The organism is Sphingobacterium sp. 18053, assembly GCF_902706145.1.
Lineage (GTDB): Bacteria > Bacteroidota > Bacteroidia > Sphingobacteriales > Sphingobacteriaceae > Sphingobacterium > Sphingobacterium paramultivorum.
On record NZ_CACSJW010000014.1, the window covers coordinates 70947 to 86156 of the forward strand.

18 protein-coding genes are annotated in these 15210 nt (G+C 37.9%); 8 read left to right on the forward strand and 10 right to left on the reverse strand.

All coding sequences use genetic code 11. From position 1 onward, the window contains the following. Positions 1 to 8: 8 nt before the first annotated feature. The 8 genes from GVK91_RS26185 to GVK91_RS26220 form a co-directional block, all read right to left on the reverse strand. The gene (locus GVK91_RS26185; RefSeq protein WP_153845596.1) at positions 9 to 1055 is read right to left on the reverse strand and encodes an efflux RND transporter periplasmic adaptor subunit; all 1047 of its coding nucleotides are present in this window, start codon (positions 1053 to 1055) and stop codon (positions 9 to 11) included. 4 nt (positions 1056 to 1059) lie between these two features. Continuing rightward, positions 1060 to 2412, reverse strand: a complete 1353-nt coding sequence (locus tag GVK91_RS26190) for a TolC family protein (RefSeq protein ID WP_200845712.1) — start codon at positions 2410 to 2412, stop codon at positions 1060 to 1062. A 57-nt stretch (positions 2413 to 2469) separates the two neighbouring features. Next, the gene (locus tag GVK91_RS26195) at positions 2470 to 3114 is read right to left on the reverse strand and encodes a TetR/AcrR family transcriptional regulator (protein ID WP_153845598.1); all 645 of its coding nucleotides are present in this window, start codon (positions 3112 to 3114) and stop codon (positions 2470 to 2472) included. A 6-nt stretch (positions 3115 to 3120) separates the two neighbouring features. Continuing rightward, positions 3121 to 3885, reverse strand: coding sequence for an SDR family oxidoreductase (locus tag GVK91_RS26200; protein ID WP_153845599.1), 765 nt, complete (start codon positions 3883 to 3885; stop codon positions 3121 to 3123). Between the two features lie 347 nt (positions 3886 to 4232). After that, the gene (locus GVK91_RS26205) at positions 4233 to 4943 is read right to left on the reverse strand and encodes a TetR/AcrR family transcriptional regulator (RefSeq protein ID WP_153845600.1); all 711 of its coding nucleotides are present in this window, start codon (positions 4941 to 4943) and stop codon (positions 4233 to 4235) included. A gap of 736 nt (positions 4944 to 5679) precedes the next feature. Further along, a complete protein-coding gene (locus tag GVK91_RS26210) occupies positions 5680 to 5937 on the reverse strand; it encodes a hypothetical protein (protein WP_153845601.1) in 258 nt (85 codons plus the stop codon). Between the two features lie 91 nt (positions 5938 to 6028). Next, positions 6029 to 6910 (reverse strand): DJ-1/PfpI family protein, encoded by an 882-nt coding sequence (locus GVK91_RS26215; protein ID WP_153845602.1) that lies wholly within the window; start codon positions 6908 to 6910, stop codon positions 6029 to 6031. 384 nt (positions 6911 to 7294) lie between these two features. Beyond that, a complete protein-coding gene (locus tag GVK91_RS26220) occupies positions 7295 to 7573 on the reverse strand; it encodes a hypothetical protein (protein ID WP_159732314.1) in 279 nt (92 codons plus the stop codon). A 385-nt stretch (positions 7574 to 7958) separates the two neighbouring features. On the opposite strand from GVK91_RS26220, the gene GVK91_RS26225 reads away from it, so the two are divergent. Then, entirely contained in the window at positions 7959 to 8615 is a 657-nt protein-coding gene (locus GVK91_RS26225) for a response regulator transcription factor (protein WP_153845604.1), read from the forward strand. A 90-nt stretch (positions 8616 to 8705) separates the two neighbouring features. Beyond that, positions 8706 to 9191, forward strand: a complete 486-nt coding sequence (locus GVK91_RS26230) for a CinA family protein (RefSeq protein WP_153845605.1) — start codon at positions 8706 to 8708, stop codon at positions 9189 to 9191. Positions 9192 to 9864: 673 nt separating this feature from the next. Here GVK91_RS26230 and GVK91_RS26235 read toward each other — a convergent pair. Beyond that, the gene (locus tag GVK91_RS26235) at positions 9865 to 10101 is read right to left on the reverse strand and encodes a hypothetical protein (RefSeq protein WP_159732317.1); all 237 of its coding nucleotides are present in this window, start codon (positions 10099 to 10101) and stop codon (positions 9865 to 9867) included. 248 nt (positions 10102 to 10349) lie between these two features. Beyond that, entirely contained in the window at positions 10350 to 11495 is a 1146-nt protein-coding gene (locus tag GVK91_RS26240; RefSeq protein ID WP_153845606.1) for an Atu1372/SO_1960 family protein, read from the reverse strand. Between the two features lie 173 nt (positions 11496 to 11668). Between GVK91_RS26240 and GVK91_RS26245 the strand changes: the two genes are divergently transcribed. The 6 genes from GVK91_RS26245 (at position 11669) to GVK91_RS26270 (ending at position 15156) form a co-directional block, all read left to right on the forward strand. Beyond that, positions 11669 to 12130 carry an AraC family transcriptional regulator gene (locus GVK91_RS26245; RefSeq protein WP_159732320.1) on the forward strand — a complete coding sequence of 154 codons (462 nt, stop codon included), beginning with the start codon at positions 11669 to 11671 and terminating at the stop codon, positions 12128 to 12130. A gap of 113 nt (positions 12131 to 12243) precedes the next feature. Next, positions 12244 to 12846, forward strand: a complete 603-nt coding sequence (locus tag GVK91_RS26250; protein WP_153845608.1) for a DUF4375 domain-containing protein — start codon at positions 12244 to 12246, stop codon at positions 12844 to 12846. A 16-nt stretch (positions 12847 to 12862) separates the two neighbouring features. Continuing rightward, positions 12863 to 13336, forward strand: a complete 474-nt coding sequence (locus GVK91_RS26255; protein WP_159732323.1) for a hypothetical protein — start codon at positions 12863 to 12865, stop codon at positions 13334 to 13336. A 112-nt stretch (positions 13337 to 13448) separates the two neighbouring features. Beyond that, a complete protein-coding gene (locus tag GVK91_RS26260) occupies positions 13449 to 14246 on the forward strand; it encodes an SOS response-associated peptidase (RefSeq protein WP_153845610.1) in 798 nt (265 codons plus the stop codon). An 11-nt stretch (positions 14247 to 14257) separates the two neighbouring features. After that, positions 14258 to 14653: a hypothetical protein gene (locus tag GVK91_RS26265; protein ID WP_153845611.1), complete on the forward strand. Its 396-nt coding sequence runs from the start codon at positions 14258 to 14260 to the stop codon at positions 14651 to 14653. Positions 14654 to 14715: 62 nt separating this feature from the next. Continuing rightward, on the forward strand, positions 14716 to 15156 hold the full coding sequence (locus GVK91_RS26270; RefSeq protein ID WP_159732326.1) for a hypothetical protein: 441 nt from the start codon (positions 14716 to 14718) through the stop codon (positions 15154 to 15156). Positions 15157 to 15210: the final 54 nt, after the last annotated feature.

Genomic DNA, 15210 nt, shown 5'->3' on the forward strand with positions numbered 1-15210 from the left:
ATGTAGGATTACTTGATTATTTTAATGATGGACTGTTCGTTCAGATAGGCACTGTTTGAAACGACAATATTATTGGCTCCCTCAAGCTGTCCTGTTAGATAAACTTTATCATTGTCAAACTTTTCAATATTGACCGGTATTTTTTTAACTTTGTTGTTGCTGATAGCCGTAAATACAAAGGCTTTTTTTCCATCGGCTTCGACAAGTGAACTGTAAGGGATAACAATGGATGTTTGCTGTTGGTCTGTGGCAATTTCTGCCTTACCGAACATACCAACAGCTGGGATTACACCCTTTAGATTTAATTTTAGTTCAACCTGAAAAGAACCGATTTGTTGGTCAGCAGACTGTAGCTTTCTTAAAACACTTGCTTGAAAAACTCGATCAGGATAACCATCCAGTTTAACTTTTGCAAGCTGTCCTATTTTTACTTCTGCCCATTCAAGGTCCGTTACGCCAACTTTTAATATATAGCTTGTATTTTGTTTAACCGAATTGGTTAAAAGCACTGGCATACCACCACCAACAACTTCACCTTCACTGGCAATCTTTTTAGCTACAAAACCATCTGAAGAAGCATAGATCTTTGCGTACCGTTCATTAAACGCAACGGCTTCCTTAGATTTCTTTGCTATATCAAGAGCTGTTTTTGTGTTTTGTAATTGCTCAAGGGTGAAGACGCTATCCTTGTACAGACTGGCCGCTCGGGCATAATCGCGTTGAGCCTTTTCTACGCCCAATACGGATTGGGCAACGCCGGCTGCGATCTCCGTTGTATTAAGGGTCGCTAAAAGTTGTCCCTTTCTGAAAAATTGTCCTTCATTCATTAGAATACTGCTGATAACTCCGCCTATCTTGAATGAATAATTGGTCTCATCTTCTGTACTCACTAAGCCAGTCACCTGTATGGTACCGGAAGTATTCAATGATGAGATAGGGGATATTTTGACTGATATAATATCGGGTTCACTAAGTGAACTTTTACGTTTTGGTTCCTCATTGCAGGATAGAATAAATAGGCCCGAAATAAGAAGTATGAATTGAAATTTTTTCATTTTTTTATTTTTGAATGTTAAAACTAGCTGCGGCACGTTCAATTGCTGCATAAGAAATCCATGTGTCAAAAAGGGCGATATTTTCCTGAAGCTGGGAGTCTACCCATTGATTTTGTGCATCCAGCAATTCGATATAGATGGCCATGCCTTCTTTGTACATCAGTGCTACATCTTTGTAGTAAGTTTGGCTTGTTGTCAACTGGCTTTGCGCGGCTTGATATTGCGCAATAGCGCTTAGCATATTGGCCTGACGGACTCTGAGTTCGGTCAATAGTTGCTGCTCAACATATCCCGTCTGGGATTCAATAGCGTGATGCTCTGCAATGGCCTGTTTTATACGATTGGTATTTTTACCTGAAGCAAAGAGATCCCATTGTAAGGACACCCCCATTAAATAGTAACGGCTTTGCTTATTGAATTTCCAGTCAAAAGCCTGCGAACCCAGATCCATGCTTGCGCCAATTTTGGGGATGAGGTATGATTTTGCCAGTCCGGTCAGGTCTTCATTGATCCCTTTTGCTATTTTAAGTTTTGAGAGTTCCTCACGAGCAGAAACATTGTCCATAAGGGATAGGTCCTGCTCTGGCAAAGTGGTTATTTCATCAACCGCAATGCTGTCCGATAAGGGTCTGTTCAGCAGAAAATTAAAGTAAAATTGTGCAGATTCCTTTGTTTTTTGAGCAGATATTATTGAAGCGTCTATTTTAGAAACTTCATTTTTACTGCGTATCACTGCTGTCCGGTTGATCTTCCCGTTGTCAAAAAGTTTCTTATTAACACGCTCTCCCTCAGCAACAAGTTTACGGTAGGAGAGGTAGATCTTTTCGGCATTGACGGCTTTCAGATAATTGTAATATGAAGTTTTGATTTCTTTGACCAACTCACGTTTATAGAGCTGGACTTCCGTTTTTTGAAGGTCAATCTGCTTGGATTTGATCTTTTTGTTATAGCTAATTTCCGCATTTAAGATCGGCTGGGTAACACGGAATTTTGCATCGTAAAAATTATCCGGATTAAGCTGTTCATTTCGGTTTTGTAACTGAGGAAAAGAGCTTGTTCCAGTGAGCTGATTTAAGGTAGAGTAAACATTATTCAGCATGTCACCAACTGGAATATCTATGGTGCGACCACCATCTGCTTTTGTATAGGTAGTCGAGAAAGTGACATTGGGCTTAAACATACTTTTTGCCTCCTCAAGAGCATATATGCTTTTTTCAAGCATGAAATCCTGCTGATGGATGATCTGGTTTGACTGGAGCCCTTGTTGGATATAATCCTTCAGAAGATTTTGTGCCCTTGTAATTTGTACGGATAAAATGGTGCAGGATAAGCTGCACCAAAATAAAATATTTTCCATTAGTTTGATCATTGTAATTAATTTGAACGGTGTTCAATACAGGTGTAAAAAAAAGGACTATCCTTTTTCCAATAATGAAACGAAGCATTCGTATCCATATTTCATGAGCTCTTCGTTGGTCTTGTTCTGAAAGATGGTTGTGCGATCCTTACAAAATAAGGCACATATGCCGTGCATCGATGAAAGTATCATAAACGAAAAGTACTCAACATCCATTCCTTTAAACCTTCCCTGTGCCTGACATTCTTTTACGAGCCCCAATAGGTGATTGATCGCTTCCTGCGCAATTTGAAAACCACCCTTCTGAGATGACTTCTCCGGTTCGTCGGCTATAAACATCAGGTTATAATAATCCTTATTATCCTGCGCAAATTGAATAAAGGCTCTTCCTACGGCTTTAAGACGTTCAAAAGGATCAGCCACATGGTCTAGCACTTTTAATTGTGATAGCATTATCCTGAAGCCTTCTTTATGAAGTTCATGAAAAATTTCACTCTTGTCTTTAAAATGGAAATAGATTGTTCCAGGACTGTAATTGATTTCGCTCGCAATGTTTCGCATGCTGGTGTTTTCATAGCCTTTTTCAAGAAATATCTTTCGTGCAGCATCCAAAATACGTTTACGCATTTCCTGTTTTTCTTCCTGTTTTCTTTCTGCTATACTCATTTTATGATAACTATGAATCGTTAAAATATTGTTCATTCCATTTTAGGAATGGGACATTCCCGGACTGATTTTACCCATGATTTTAACTGCTGCTTTTCGGCTTAAGAATCTAAAGCCAAATAGCATCAATCTATTTTTTAACCCCTGAACAATTCTTGGTTTGCTTCTTTTGCTTATTGCATTTATCAGTTCATCAGTAACTTGCTGGACTGAGGAAACAACAAATTTAGGAAATGCACTCGTTTGGCTCCCTGCGTTTGAATGGAAATCAGAGTCGGCTGCACCCGGGTTAAAGCCCGCGACAAATATACCCTTATTTTTAAATTCGTACCACAGAGATTCAGAAAAATTGGCGACAAAACTTTTTGTTGCCGCATATACGGCACCTCCTGGTAATGAGGAATGTGCTAGGATCGAAGCTATATTGATCAGTGCATCTCCAGATTTTGCATGCTTTAGAAATGCATAGGATAGAGCAACGAGAGCTTCCATGTTGAGTGTCATCGTCTCGATCTGATTTTCCAATGGAATGTCAACAAATCTACCATAAGTACCATTGCCTGCGTTATTGATAAATAGGTCGTACTTATTGCTGACTAAATGATTACTGAGATAAATTATATCCTCTTGATTGGTTAGGTCGAGTGGTAGGATGTGATGGTGGTCCCGTCCTAGAGACTCTTGCAGCGAGCCTAGCTTTTCTTCGTTGCGTGCAACCAAGGTTAGAAGATATCCCTCTGCTGCCAGCCGTTTTGCAACCTCCTTACCAATACCGCCACTGGCTCCGGTTACTAATGCTTTTTTCATTTTACAAAAAATTTAAATTAATGATACTGCAAATCTATTGAACACTGTTCAATAAAAAAAATATTTTTTACAAAATGTCTTTTTTGACGATAAGATATAATTCGATGGGGAGTTCAGAAATGAAATAGGCAATAACATTTACCACTTGGCTACTGTCCCTTTGGAATTTACTTGCAGTACTGAAGTTATAAATAATTTAGACCAATGAATTTGCAGAGGGTTCATTTGGTAACAAATCTTACTAGAATACCTTATACAATGTCAGGTTTTAGGAAGGTGTTATTATTTTTAGATTTTTAATCTTAAAGTTCCTTCTTCTATTGAATAAATTTAATTTGGTAATATTCTTATTTTTGGGGTAGCCATTGTTGTATAGTGTCATTGGCCTCATAGAGGGAGATAACTTTTTTATGAGCTGCTATAATAGCTGCTTGATGTGCAATGGTTTCCTTTTGTTGTTCAATCTCTTGCGCAAGCAAACTTATTTTATTATCTAAGTGATCTTTTTTTACCAGATTATCCATAACAGATTGCTTAAGTTTAGTGAGACTTTCACGTCCCTTACCCAGACGAGATAAAATAGGTAACATGGCCAGAATGTTCAATATTTCAATCGATTTGTCCTGCGGCTCTTGCGTAGTTACAAAGTCATTTTTGGTTATTCCTTCTTCAATTACCGAAGCAAGCCAACCCGAAAGAAGATCATAAAATTTTCCTACTTCCAATTTGATATTGGAGTCTATATCGTTCATATCCGAGGAAATGGAAACAATGGGACACATCTGTCCTTTATCAGCTAAATCCACATAAAAGTCGATCAGTAGAGATAGCTTTTCCTCCGGTTTCTGTTGCGATATTGTTTCAAATAAAGCAGCTTGTATATTTTGAGAATAATGTATTATCTCGATGATAAGGTCTGATTTGGTTGGGAAATAATAATGTATTGAAGCATTTTTTATCCCTATTTCGCTTGCGATGTCATGGAAACTGAATGCATTGAAACCATTGTTAGATAGCATTTCTGCCGCTGTGCTGACTATTTTCTCTCTTGTTGTCATAATCTATCTACTAGTAGGTAGATAAAGATAAGATTTTTATAACAAATAGATTAGCTAAATTCTTTTTGTGTGTTAAAAACAGCAACAGAATCTTATATTATGAGCCTCTGTTTTTAAGTTTGCAATAGGATAATCCATTCTTTATTTTAAAAGGTAGTTTTCCGAACGATTCAAAGGTTCCAAAAATATTGTAATCTAAATCAAACCAGAGGAATTCCAGGGTTAAGCATTGAACCGTCGTGGGATAATTCCGTTGCCATCGCATCTGCAAAGTAAAGGGCCTATTTGATTATTTTATAAAATATCAAATGAAAGCGAATTAGCCATTGTTATAATGGTACTTTTCATAAATTAGGTTAATAACAGGTAGTAAAAACCTTGAGATCCCCCTCCTCAAGGTTTTTTTATTTTTTTCAAACGAATATTATATTTCGGTTGTCCTTTATGCGAAAAATGAGAAGATTGCTTTTGCTGGCTTGATTTGCACTTGTTAGGCCAGCATTTTTTGAAACCGACTATCCCATTATTGGGATCATAACTATATATATCAGGGCTGGTTTATTCCGGCCTTTTTTGTGCCCACACAATCAGCATCATAGGCCTTCTGAGTTCGTCTGCCATTCCGACAACACGGTTAACCATCTCCATGTTAGGCTGTGGTTCAGTAACTAAATGGATATATAGTCAGAAAACCTCCCTTATCGGTTAATAAGGGAGGCTTGTATTTGAAAAAGAATTAATTTAAATCACCGATTGTTTTGTTATCATCCCTTACTAAAGCAAGTAGTTTCTGAACAGCAGGTTGCCTCCATTTCTCGGGCATATCTCCGTCTAGGTAACTGAGATCCACTCCTATAATTAGTTCGTGTCCTTCAGACGATATTTTGGCATATTGGCCTACCTGACCACTTTCACCTAATTCAAAATCAAATAACTGTTCTGTTTCCGTTGTTAAAATAACCGGTATGTCTTTATATATTTTAGTTTTTGACATAGATTGAAATATTCATTAGTTCTTAAAAATGATCGTTCAAATTTTGAAAACGTTGGCAAGACTTTGCAATGATCCATATGGCTTCCGCTACCTATTCATTTTCCACTTTTGATTTTTCATAGGCAAGAAGTTCATCTGCGCAGAGTTTCCCGAATTTATCAGCCGCTAACGGACTATCTGCAGTAATTAATTTTCTGTCAACGTGACAATCGCCGGCAATTTTTTTATTCAGAATTTCGATTCCAAGCTGTTTGAGTTTTTCGCCATAAAACCAGGGCATCTCACCGGGCTGGTATCCACTTTCTGGCAAAATCTTATCCATTTCATCAGGAAACGAATTAATCTTATATCCCTTAAAAGAAAACTCAGCGTCTCCGCAATCTGCTACGCTTAAGAGCGCTGCGGGGCCATGGCAGATTGCCAATAGATATTTATCTTCCGCTACTACCCATTTGATCAGTTCTTTGACATCATTATTTTCAGGTAGTCCTAGCATTGCGCCATGCCCGCCTGGGATAAAAACGGCAACGTAATCAACATATCCTTTATTCGTGTCAGCTATAAAATCTCTCAGGTTGTGCGGGTTTGAAAATTGAGTATTATACTTGTCGAGGATTTTACCGATGTTTTCATCTTCGTACGGCATAGCCCACATCTCAAATTTTACAGGAGCACCTGTTGGTGTGTAGAAGTCAACATCAAATCCAGCCTGTTCGAAATGAAGAATGGGAACCAGTGTTTCGACCGGATGATTGCCCGTTGAAAACTTCTTTCCATTTTTCATGGTCATATACCGTTCTTCTGTGCAGAGCACAAGAATCTTTTTTCGGGTGTCCTTGTTGATATCACTGTACTTTTTTTTACTGTAATTTGTCTTGGTCGTAACCATCGTCTTTCTTGAAAAAAAAGAAGGTTCGTAACCAATGCCGTCAAATACAGGCTCTTTGCTCAAATCGTTTGAAAATAATGACATAGTAATATTTTTTATTGTTTGTAATTCGTGCTATTGATAAGCTTCGAATGTCAAACTTTCCACATTTTATAAATCTTTAAGAGATAACAATATCCAAACCCGTGCTGTTTCGCCTAAAAAATATTTGTAAAAAAAAAACAGCACCCAGACAATGTCGTCAAACGGTCATGGCTGAAGAAAAAAAGGTAGTCTCGCAGGGTAAAATGAGTTGTCAGCAGATCTCAAAAATTATCATGGAGCAGATGTCCAAAATAAAAGTTCCAGTACGGGAGCACATATTGATGCAGCTCGGGCCTCTGAGTTCAATTTGAAAGGGTGCTTTGATGCGGTCAAATATAGCTTTAACGCGTTGGTTATTTCATAAAATGAAAAGACAGTTTGATTTTAAATGCTTCCATTGTTATCTAACTCTCTTTCGTCTTCTTCCTGTTCGTCAAGTTTAGGAAATTCATTTTCTTCTTCGTCTCCTAGTTCTTCGTCGATGCCTAAATCATCCTGATCGGGCATTTCTGGAGTTTCATCGGGTTCATTTTCTGATAATTCCTCTTCAGGATTGTCTGGCACATCGTTCGGAAGATCCTCGGGGCCCTGTTGTGCAACAATTGCGAATGCAACGATAAGTATACCTTGATACCGATCCTGCATAATTTGGTTTTTTTTCATCTTTTAATAAATATATAAAGTGAACCTTCTTGGGATCGGTTTCGTTAGCTGATAAACTACGCAATATAAGTCATTTAATACTTGAAATCACTGTAATAGTCTGACGAAGTACTTTAACTGCGAATATTAAGTTTCAGCAATAAGGTTCTAAATACATCGAAAGTTCATAATCCAATTTTAAGTGCGATGGAAACTTTTTATAAAAATTATAAGGGGATGTTGACACGATAGAAATTGTAGCATATATTTCATGGAAGGTAATAATACCTGGGCTTATAAGTAATTATTACAAATTTTAAAATATAGATTTAAAACTTTCTGGTTATGTAAAAATGGCAGGCTAATTGTTCTGAAATACATATAACACACGATTTTCTCTACTACGATGTATAAAATATTACTTGTTGACGATCACACATTGGTAAGGAACGGCTTTAGGCTAATATTGGAGTCACATAAGCAGCTCTCCATTGTTGGGGAGGTGGGAAATGGAGTTGAGGCGCTAGAATTCTTAGGTAAAGGCGAGACACCTGATCTTATAATTACAGATCTCAAAATGGAAGAGATGAGTGGCATTACATTAATCCATAAAGTGAAGGCCAAATATCCTGAAATTGACGTTGCTGTTTTATCAATGATCGAGGATAATAATACCGTTGCTGATGCATTTAGGGCGGGAGCAGTTGGCTTTTTATCGAAAAATTCGGATTATGACGAACTTGTTCAAGGTATATTCAACATATTACAGGGTAAAAGATATATTTCAATGGAAATAGGTCTATCACTTCTCGATCATTTTCAGCTAAATAGACCCATTTATATCGATAAAGAAGCTATCTATCATCGCTACGATATTTCTGAAAGGGAATTAATGGTTTTGGAACTGATCTCACGTGGTTTTACAAACGCTGAAATAGCAGATCAGATATTTCTGAGCAAACGTACAGTTGAGGGGCACCGGCAGCAGCTAATTGATAAAACAAAAACAAAAAATACAGCTGATCTAGTGCGGTTCGCCTTTCAAAATAAACTACTACAATAAATGCTTACGGTCAATAACGGATTTAAGATTTATTATTCCGAGTAGATAAAAGGTCTGCTAAGGCTATAGGTTTAAATTAATAAGTATAAGATGGAACTCGATAAGGACGTAATTCAACGTATTGGCAAGCTACTTGATCGTAAGACTGTCGCAACGGCCGAAAGTGTAACAGCTGGACAGCTTCAGTTTATGCTGTCCCAGATCGAAAATGCTGCAGTTAATTTTAAAGGTGGGATTACAGCTTACACGCTTGAAGAGAAGGTAAATTTATTGGGAATCGATAAGGATGAGGCCAGAGAATGTGATTGTGTGTCGTCTCAGATCGCCGAAGATATGGCACTACAGGCATCACACTTGTTTAATGCTGATTTTGGTATAGGTGTTACCGGTTATGCAACGCCAGTGGAAGAGTCACATTTTAAGTTGTATGCATATTTTGCAATATCCTATAAAATGCAGATAATCGTTTCCGAAAAAACAGAATTGAGTAAAAATTTCTTAGGTGCAAAAGCACAGCAGAAATATGGCGAAAATATTTTGGTCACCTTTGAAGGTATACTTGCAAAGCTATTTTAGTGATTTTTCCTCTCAAATTTATTTTAGGGTTTCAAAACTACTTTAACGCAATAGTCTTTTACAGAAGGCTGGCGAGTACATTTCAATTACAACTCTTGGCTCACCAGAGATCAAGCTGATATTTTTATGGCGATGATCGAGTCCGGAGAAATACCTAACTTATAAAAAAGGCTGGAACGATCCAGCCGATATATATTGATCCCTTGTTAGGAAAGAATTTTCAAAAATGCAGGCCTGATAAATGCGATACTATCAAGCCTGCAATCTATTCATTAAATATCCAAAGTAATTACAACTAAACTCCATAATAGTTTACAAAAAATAAAAAAAGGCCGGTGACATGAATCCCCGACCTTTATAACTACTAAAACAAACTAACTTAACCTGGTGAAGAACATAATTCTGATAGAATGGTTCATTATTTTTAAAAAAAAGGACTAATCTTTCGATTAGCCCCTTAACTAAATTATTGACAGATCCATTTAGGACCGGAAAATACGTTTAAAATGGCCAGGCCTAAAAACCTGACCATACAATTAAATCAATCAATCTGAACTGATACGTAACGATCGACAATAGATGGACAATTCTTTTAAGAGCTTGGTTTGATAAAAATGAAAAAAGGCTGATCCTAAGACCAGCCTCTAAAATCAACCATAAAAAATAAAACCTATTAATTGTGTCCTTCAGTCTTAACGATCTTATTGTAAATTCCCAATAATAAAAACGGTGCCGCCCATTGACCGACGAACAAAGCTGTATTATCATCTTTTGTTTTGCAGCATTTTAATGCAGCTGAAATTCCCATCGCTGCAAGTGATGCCGCCAAGAATAAAATCGAGGGAATTTTAGAAGTTTGCTGTTCTACTTCTTTCGTTACTTTGTCTTCATTTCCTGTTGTAAGTGCCATAATATGCATGTTTTGGTTTATTTATGAACTACTTTAGAAAATAAATAGTTTAGTTTTATACAAAAAAAGCGTCCGAGCCAATGAATATCGACGTTAAAATATAATTTACTCCCCATAATGCACTAGTTGGGGGAATAGTAAACCGCCCCAATGGAAAGCATCGTTACGAGCAATTTGACCGGGACGGATTGTCACGATTGGGGAGTGATACAGCGCAGACTTCGTTGTTTTAATTGGATTCCTAATGTTTATTCTATTTCAAATATTGCTTGTATTTCTACAGAAGAATTTCCAGGAATAGATGATGCTCCAAGTGTGGCTCTTGCATGTTTTCCCTGTTCTCCAAATATTTCAACTGTTAAATCAGAAGCTGCATTCATTAACTTTGCGTGGTCTGAAAACGGTTCTGAGGCATTGAAAATTCCCACTAATTGCACGCATTTTTTGACTTTATTTAAATCACCATCTACTGCGTCACTCAATACCGCTATTATATTGAGCATTGTTATTCTTGTTGCTTCCTTTACCTGTTCCTCTGTCACTTCTACGCCAATTTTTCCAGGATTAATCAATTTCCCGTCTTTTAATGCATATTGATTAATAAAAACCAGATTACCGCTTCTTACGTAAGGCTGGTAATTTCCAGCAGGAGCCGGTACTTTGGGTAAAGTTATATGTTTTTCTTTCAAAATCTGGTTAATGTCCTTTGTCGCCACTTCAGGAGTCTTGACAGATTTTTTCCCAAATGTACCTTTCAAAGCAAGTGCTACTTTGCTAAAATATTTTCCTTGTTCGGAAGCTAAGAGTCGCTCGCCATCCGAAGGACGAGCTACATTTTTTAATGAAGCAAGGCTCGTCGTGCCGAGAACAGTATTACCTTGCGGAATACTTTTGTCAAGCTTTTCATTTCCCCTTATACCATTTGGAACCAGGACCATTCCATGGACCGCAAGCATATTCATAAAGGATTGCATAGCTAACTCTCGTCCTGCACCACTTCCTGCAGACATAAAGACCATGGCTGGCATCCCTTCTAATTCATGCTTGGACCATAGTGTTGTTGTCTGAGCAAAAAACTCACTCATTGCCGTACTTATGTTCCCAAAATATACAGGAGAACCAAATGCAATTCCATCATATGACGAAAGTTCCGAAACGTTTGCGACCGGGATATGGTTGAGTTTTGGATTATCAATAAATTTGACTCTTTTAATAATTGCTTTTGAGTTACCATTGTTTTCAATTCCTTTCGCAACCTCTTTTGCAATTTCGTAGGTACCACCTTCATCTGAATGAATTAGTATAAGGATGTTTGCTTGTTTTTGCATTGCCAAAGATCTGTCCGTTAATACAAGTAGTAACAAAAATGTGAATGCAAGAAATATTCTATTCATATTTACTGTAATTTTAAATGAGCATACAAAATTATCTATTGTTTTTTTATGGAATATGCCAATAAGTATATGCAAAGCGACAACATCAAATGTGGCCTGACGGAAAGTAGAATGGGGAATTCGAATTTTTTAAATCAGTACGTGTTTTTGCGGCACCCGTGGTATTGAAGGAAATGCTTTTGTATGCTGCCAAGTGGAGTAAAAATCTTCAAGATAATATAGAGCAATACCATTTTTTGCAGGCCATATTAAACAGTTTTCCAAATTTTTGTTCTGAAAACACGAATCTTCAAATACCTATTCCATCCAATGAAAAATTGATCCCAATATGTGAGGAGATTAATTGTAATTTTAAATACGGTATAGATATCGAGTTATTAGCAGATAAGGTTGCTATGTCGGCCAGAACACTTCAACGTATATTTAAATCGGAGACAGGTATCACAGTTCAAAAATATCATCAGCTTATAAGAATTTTAAAAAGTATTGAGTTGATCGATCAGAAAAAATATACACTTTCCGAAGTAGGTTATCTGGTCGGGTATAAGAGTTTATCTGCATTTACATCTTCTTATCAATCTATTATGAAGAGCACACCAAATGTGGCAAAGAAAGGAGTCCTAATGGGTAGGTGATGATTAATCTTTGCTTCAGATAGCCGCGGTAGCAGCCATACTTTGGCGAGATACATAAAACACAAAAGTATGGCAAATCAATGTATATATTTGAGTAATAAAAAAATCTAAAGATGATAAAATCAATGCGAACACCGATTATTACCATTGGAATTATAATAATGATTTTAAATTTGTTTGGCTGTTCCGAACCTACGAAGCAAAATAATAATAAGCCATCAATTCAGACTCCGTTAACCGAGCAAATTATTGATACGACATCGGATAACATGTTATTGGAAGTCGTCTATGATAACCTCTTTCGTAAGTTATCGGCGGCATATGATAAAGAATATGAAATCGTCTTGTCTTGGAACAAATCTAGACAAGCAATTTATATGATCAGCCGATTAGAAGCAGAAGTAAATAATGGTGGTTATAACCAGTTTTATTTTAATTCAAGCGGTCAATTTGCTACTGCGCTGCCAGAAGCGTTGAAATTAGTTGGCGCTACTAAATTTGCTGATCTGACCGAGCGAGCAAACAGCACATTTGAAAAGGAGAAATCGAAAATAACCGAAGATCAGGATGGTACGGTAGAAGGTTTTAGTAAATCTTATGAGAACAATCCGTTAAACAAATTTGACGAGGAGTTTTACAAACTTAATGACGTTGAAAACTTGCAAAAAATTCAGGTTGACTACATCCGAAAGAACAAGAAAGAGTTTACTGATTAAATCCTATCTTAGTCCTATGCTGTACAATCCCTTTGAACAAGTCACCAAAAGTTCGTTTCGCGCGCTCGTCGAGTCGGGCTATGCCGACTTTGTGCTGCAGCGCTTTGAGTGGCCCGATGTCAAGGAAAAGACAGGCTTTCTGCTCACGCCGAATGATGATAAGGAAGCCGCCGATCAGCATGCCCATCAACTGGGGGCAAAGGAGGGAAGAGCTTTGCAGCTGCCGCAGGATACCGATAAGATCGAAAGCTTGTTGGAAACAGGATCAGGCTATCGGATCTTCCTCAATCGCATCAAGGAGGAGAATTGGGATAAGCGTATGCTTAAGCTCTACGAGAAAAATATTGTCAATTACCTGCGTACCAAGACCAGGTTTCAGCGCAAAAATCCGATCGATATCCTATTCTCCCTAGAATATGGTCGGGTAGTGGCTACCATTACCGATGGGCAGACCCAAAAGAAAGTATTTGCTATAGAGATCCTTCGCTAAATCAGATCCGGTCCGAACCAGAAAGCAGCCATTTTCTTGTTGTAGGGCAATCCATATTTAAAGCACAAATTGCGTATATTCGTATCAAAGCCAAACAAAAAAGGATTCCATTATGTGCTGGGATATTAGCCTCCATACCGATATTGAGATTATCAAAAATACCTTTCCGCAATTGCGGGACGAGCGCCGTCAATTGGATTACAATTATGACTATCTGGAAAACGTGCAGGCCATTACCTTTCCCAAATATCCGATCCTGTATAAGGACAAGGACTCAAGCCAGCTGGCCTTGACCGAGATGGAGTGGGGGGTATTGCCTACCTATATTGACGATCCCAAGCTGCAGGCCGATCGTAGGCGCAATATGATCAATGTGCGTAGCGAACGTATCCTGGAGGATAAAAAATCCTATTGGTATCGCTTGCGCAAGCAACGTTGCCTTATCCCTGTGAGTGGTACTTTTGAACATCGTGCGGTAAAGGGCTGGAAAAAGAAAGTCCCTTATTTCATCGGTGAAGCGGGGAGAGAGCTATTCTATTTACCAGGTCTGTATCAGTGGCATGAGACGGTGGATGAAGATGGCGTGGTTGAACGTGTAGGGTCTTTTGGTATGCTCACGCGTGCAGCCAATGACGTGATGGCCAATATCCATAATGATGGGCCCAATAAACACCGTATGCCCTTATTCTTGCCTGAGGATCTCGAGCGTCAATGGATCGAGGATATTAACGAAGAAGATATGCCACCGATTTTCTTATTTGAAATGCCCAATGAAAAGTTGAAACATTATCCAGTGTATACATTGAGAGGATATCCAAACCGCCCCGATGGTAAGCATCGTTATGAGCAATTTGATTGGGAAGGATTACCGCCATTGGGGAGTGATACGGCACAGACTTCGTTGTTTTAAATCAGTATCCAATGGGAAGTTTAACAAAATATGTATCAAATGATCGCCCTGAGTTCGCCGTACTTATCGAAGATGACGATAAGGTCTGTTATGCATACTTATTGAATGAGGAAAAAGAGGATAAAATAGTTGGAGATATATGGTTATATAATCATGCCCCTACTCCGAGCGAATCTGAATGGCATAAAAAGGAAAATCTACCGTTTTTAAATCCTTCGGAGTTTGTCAAAGAGAATCTTGAACCATTTGAGGCGAGTTCGCCTGTTGAAGTAACCTGGGATTTTGGTGAAGAAACAGTGGCCAATATATTTCTAGCGTCCAGATTGATCGCGAAACTAACCGTGGGCTCTTGTCCCGGTTGGTCTAGTCTGGTCACTAAGGATGGGCCTTTGGCGCGGAAGATGTAACGTTTTCAGGAAACTAATTAGAAGCAGATAGAACAAATATGCAAATACATAGACGAAGCGTGATGAAATACTTTCTAAGTTTTGTCCTTTTGGCAGCAACGACTTTTGCTAAAGCCCAAATAAAGCTTAACCAAAAAGACCTCCATAATTTAATAGCTATTGCTGAGCTCTATTCCTATAATACAGATGCAAGAGGAGGTCAATTTGCCAAATCAATTGACTCATTACGGACACCTAAGCTGAATCCTATTGTTGATGCTTTAATTGCGGTTGGTAAAGGTGACCATACAATTTTGGAAACACGCTTTCTTGCAAGACCAATTGATGAAGAGTTGATATTATGGTATGTTATCCGCGAAATTCATTACAATAGGACAAATTGGGTATTTCGGAGTAATGGGTTCTTCATCAATTTTGGTGAAAGTACAATAAATAATTACACTTTAGATATTAGGCCAAGTTTCTTTTCAAAGATAATTCCAACCTTGGCTAGCAAGTTATAAATTTGCGCCTTTTGATATACTAAACCATATTCTCTTTTAATCCACTGTATCAAA

What these genes read in the sequence shown, in the direction of transcription:
- GVK91_RS26255 (WP_159732323.1), top strand. Translation starts at nt 12,863, where the DNA reads ATGCTGTACAATCCCTTTGAACAAGTCACCAAAAGTTCGTTTCGCGCG.
- GVK91_RS26230 (WP_153845605.1), top strand. Translation starts at nt 8,706, where the DNA reads ATGGAACTCGATAAGGACGTAATTCAACGTATTGGCAAGCTACTTGAT.
- GVK91_RS26195 (WP_153845598.1), bottom strand. Translation starts at nt 3,114, where the DNA reads ATGAACAATATTTTAACGATTCATAGTTATCATAAAATGAGTATAGCA.
- GVK91_RS26270 (WP_159732326.1), top strand. Translation starts at nt 14,716, where the DNA reads ATGAAATACTTTCTAAGTTTTGTCCTTTTGGCAGCAACGACTTTTGCT.
- GVK91_RS26210 (WP_153845601.1), bottom strand. Translation starts at nt 5,937, where the DNA reads ATGTCAAAAACTAAAATATATAAAGACATACCGGTTATTTTAACAACG.
- GVK91_RS26245 (WP_159732320.1), top strand. Translation starts at nt 11,669, where the DNA reads ATGCTTTTGTATGCTGCCAAGTGGAGTAAAAATCTTCAAGATAATATA.
- GVK91_RS26265 (WP_153845611.1), top strand. Translation starts at nt 14,258, where the DNA reads ATGGGAAGTTTAACAAAATATGTATCAAATGATCGCCCTGAGTTCGCC.
- GVK91_RS26235 (WP_159732317.1), bottom strand. Translation starts at nt 10,101, where the DNA reads ATGGCACTTACAACAGGAAATGAAGACAAAGTAACGAAAGAAGTAGAA.
- GVK91_RS26225 (WP_153845604.1), top strand. Translation starts at nt 7,959, where the DNA reads ATGTATAAAATATTACTTGTTGACGATCACACATTGGTAAGGAACGGC.
- GVK91_RS26260 (WP_153845610.1), top strand. Translation starts at nt 13,449, where the DNA reads ATGTGCTGGGATATTAGCCTCCATACCGATATTGAGATTATCAAAAAT.
- GVK91_RS26220 (WP_159732314.1), bottom strand. Translation starts at nt 7,573, where the DNA reads ATGAAAAAAAACCAAATTATGCAGGATCGGTATCAAGGTATACTTATC.
- GVK91_RS26205 (WP_153845600.1), bottom strand. Translation starts at nt 4,943, where the DNA reads ATGACAACAAGAGAGAAAATAGTCAGCACAGCGGCAGAAATGCTATCT.
- GVK91_RS26200 (WP_153845599.1), bottom strand. Translation starts at nt 3,885, where the DNA reads ATGAAAAAAGCATTAGTAACCGGAGCCAGTGGCGGTATTGGTAAGGAG.
- GVK91_RS26240 (WP_153845606.1), bottom strand. Translation starts at nt 11,495, where the DNA reads ATGAATAGAATATTTCTTGCATTCACATTTTTGTTACTACTTGTATTA.
- GVK91_RS26250 (WP_153845608.1), top strand. Translation starts at nt 12,244, where the DNA reads ATGATAAAATCAATGCGAACACCGATTATTACCATTGGAATTATAATA.
- GVK91_RS26190 (WP_200845712.1), bottom strand. Translation starts at nt 2,412, where the DNA reads ATGGAAAATATTTTATTTTGGTGCAGCTTATCCTGCACCATTTTATCC.
- GVK91_RS26185 (WP_153845596.1), bottom strand. Translation starts at nt 1,055, where the DNA reads ATGAAAAAATTTCAATTCATACTTCTTATTTCGGGCCTATTTATTCTA.
- GVK91_RS26215 (WP_153845602.1), bottom strand. Translation starts at nt 6,910, where the DNA reads ATGTCATTATTTTCAAACGATTTGAGCAAAGAGCCTGTATTTGACGGC.